Below are 2944 nucleotides of genomic sequence, written 5' to 3' on the forward strand. Positions count from 1 at the left end.
GGAATACTTCTTCGTGTATGCCGAACCCGCCTTCAAGCTTGCTGAATTCATCAAGTTCGGTATCCCTGTGGAATACCACACGCACACCTTGGACGATGACGACGAAACGGCTGCAACGTTCGATGTTGGTGCCCGTGTCTACATCACTCCGGTCGAAAACCTGGAAATCACCGCTTTCGGCATGGTGGATGTCGCCGTGCAGGATAACGAAGACGACAATGCCCTGCGTTTCGGTCTTGAAACGGTGTACAGCTTCTAATTACCTCGCATAATGCGCAAAAAGGGGACTGTGGCGTTTTGCCACGGTCCTTTTTCTGTCTAAATGGAGTAGAAAAAAGAGCATCAAAAAACTCTATTTGGCGTGCATTTGTTTGCTATTGGAGACTTTTATGAGTAATGTAAGATCGACCGGAAAAAAATCATCGAATACGTTGGTCCGCGACCTGGTGAACGTGGGCATTTTTTCGGCGCTTTATATCGTGCTTGGATTTATGTCGTCGAGCATCGGTTATATTCCCGCCCTTATTGTTTTTTCGACCGCAAGCATTGCGCTTGTGACGAGTGTTCCCATGTTCCTGTTCTATTCGAAAATAGAAAGGCCGATTCTGTGCTGCATGCTTTTCTGCGGCATTTTCGGGGGCGCAATGTTAGTGATGGGTCAGAGCATTATCATGTTTGCGATAAGCCTTGCAGTTGGGCTACTGTCGGGAACAATTCTGAAAATCATAGGGAAAAATTTTGCTGGCTTGTACATGGCAAACATTGTCTTGAGCCTAATGAGTTCTTCAATGATGCTTCCGCTTTGGCTTTATACCGAGGAATATCTGGAATATACCCGTGGCATGTGCGACGAAGGTTACGTTGCGAAGCTGGCGGAACTTTCTAACAGCATCTGGCCCCTGGTCGGAATCTACACCTTCGGCATCTTGGGTGCCGTTATCGGTGGACTCGTGGCCCGCCGCATCATGAAAAAGCATTTTGAACGGATCGGTCTTGCCCGGTGAAATTGGACCCTCGGACAAAACTGTTCTTAACGATTGCGGGGAACAGCGTCATTCTTTCCGCACCAGTGATTTACGGCGCCATGATTGTTGTTTTGCCGGCAGTTTTATTGGTGCTTGAAAAAAGATGGCGGTTTTCCCTGCTCTTTTCTTTCTTGTACGCAATATCTGCATTCAGTTTTGATTATTTAAAAACGATGGATGTCGGGCTCGCAGGCACGCTGTTTGTCTCGACAATGATGCTTGTTTCGCATGTGATGCCGATAAGCGTTATTTTTTACTATGTCATGACGACCACCAAGGTGAACGAGTTCATGGCGGGAATGTCGAAGATGCATATTCCTAACAAAGTGACGATTCCCTTGGCGGTGATGATTCGCTTTTTCCCCACCGTATTCGATGAAGCCCGCGATATCGGGAACGCCATGCGCATGCGGGGTATTCGCCTGTTCAGCCTGCGGACATTAAAGAACCCGCTTGCCATTTTGGAATACAGACTTATTCCGCTACTGGTGTCGCTCACAAAAATCGGGGATGAACTTTCGGTAGCGGCGACGACGCGGGGACTTTCGCCAGAAACGAGACGTAGTTGCATTGTCAAAATCGGGTTCCACGTTCAAGATGTTGTCGTGTTTGTTTATTGTATTGCGGTAATTGTAATATTTTTACTTCGTAATTAGTGCTGTTACGTCATTGCGAGCGTAGCGAAGCAATCTATCTTAATTGTCTATCCCAATTTATGAACATTACCCTCAAAAATGTCTCGTTCTCTTACACCGATTCCTTGGACAACGCCGTCATCAAGAACTTGAATTTCAAAATCAAGTCCGGCGAATGCGTTGTGCTTGTGGGGGAGTCGGGTTGCGGCAAGACGACTATTTCTAAGCTGATCAACGGGCTTATTCCGCTTTATCAATCGGGAACGATGGCGGGCGACGTATTGCTCGGTGACAAGAATACCGCCGATATGACACTCGCCGAAATTTCACGATATGTGGGTTCCGTTTTCCAGAATCCGCGTTCGCAGTTTTTCAACATCGATACCGACAGTGAAATTGCCTTCGGCTGTGAAAACTTGGGAATGAATCCGGAAGAAATCCGGGAACGCGTGAATCGCGTCGTGAAGGAATTCCACATAGAACATCTGGCGGGCCGAAATATCTTCCACCTTTCTGGCGGAGAAAAGCAAAAAATCGCCTGCGCCTCGGTCTCTGCGACCGATCCGGAAATTTTCGTTCTCGACGAGCCCTCGGCTAATCTTGACTTGAAAACCGTCGCAGACCTCGCCGGAATCATCAGGTTTTGGAAATCCCGCGGCAAGACCGTCGTAATCGTGGAGCACCGCATCCATTACCTGCGAGACATTGCAGACCGGATTTGCTATGTAAAAGATGGCTGTATTGCGCACGAATGGACTCCTGCGGGACTCGAAGCGAAAGGCCCGGAATATGCGGCAAGCCTCGGACTGCGCTGCATGAATTTGGAACAACTGGGTGAAACAGAAGATGCCCGCCTGCACGGGCATGACAAGAAAGGTGTCATTGAGAGCGAAGCGAAGCAATCTACCACAGAATTAATCGTCTTCAATGATCTCCATTTCGCCTACAACCGCAAATTCCCGGTTCTAGACATTCCGGTGCTTTCGCTCCCGCGCAATCAAATCACCGCCATCATCGGCCATAATGGTGCCGGAAAATCGACGCTGGCCCAGGTGTTGTGTGGGCTCCGCGGGACCTGGCGACAAAAACGCAAGGCGCGTAAATACGGCGCATACCTGATTATGCAGGACGTGAACCACCAGCTGTTTACGGAAAGCGTCCTTGATGAAATCTTGCTGGGCATGAATCCGCAAGATGAAAACATCGCCCTTAAAACGGTTGTCTGCCCCGTAAAGAAAACGCCCCGTTTGCGGATTGTACTTCAACAAACGATGAAGCGTCGTC

At 48.8% G+C, this 2944-nt stretch carries 3 protein-coding genes and 1 pseudogene; all 4 read left to right on the forward strand.

Annotated elements, in window-relative coordinates:
- Positions 1-259 (forward strand): annotated as a pseudogene (locus tag Q0628_RS04520) (hypothetical protein); the annotation flags it as partial.
- Between the two features lie 130 nt (positions 260-389).
- On the forward strand, positions 390-1004 hold the full coding sequence (locus tag Q0628_RS04525) for an MptD family putative ECF transporter S component (RefSeq protein WP_298768567.1): 615 nt from the start codon (positions 390-392) through the stop codon (positions 1002-1004).
- On the forward strand, positions 1001-1681 hold the full coding sequence (locus tag Q0628_RS04530; RefSeq protein WP_298768569.1) for an energy-coupling factor transporter transmembrane component T: 681 nt from the start codon (positions 1001-1003) through the stop codon (positions 1679-1681). The genes Q0628_RS04525 and Q0628_RS04530 overlap by 4 nt, the downstream gene beginning before the upstream one ends.
- 59 nt (positions 1682-1740) lie before the next feature.
- Positions 1741-2944 (forward strand): ABC transporter ATP-binding protein (locus Q0628_RS04535; RefSeq protein ID WP_298768570.1); only part of this gene is annotated, 1204 nt, incomplete at its 3' end.

This window comes from uncultured Fibrobacter sp., assembly GCF_937877005.1.
In the GTDB taxonomy this organism is placed as follows: domain Bacteria; phylum Fibrobacterota; class Fibrobacteria; order Fibrobacterales; family Fibrobacteraceae; genus Fibrobacter.

Excerpts from the sequence above, each read along its gene's own strand:
- Q0628_RS04525 (WP_298768567.1), top strand. The coding sequence starts at position 390 with ATGAGTAATGTAAGATCGACCGGAAAAAAATCATCGAATACGTTGGTC.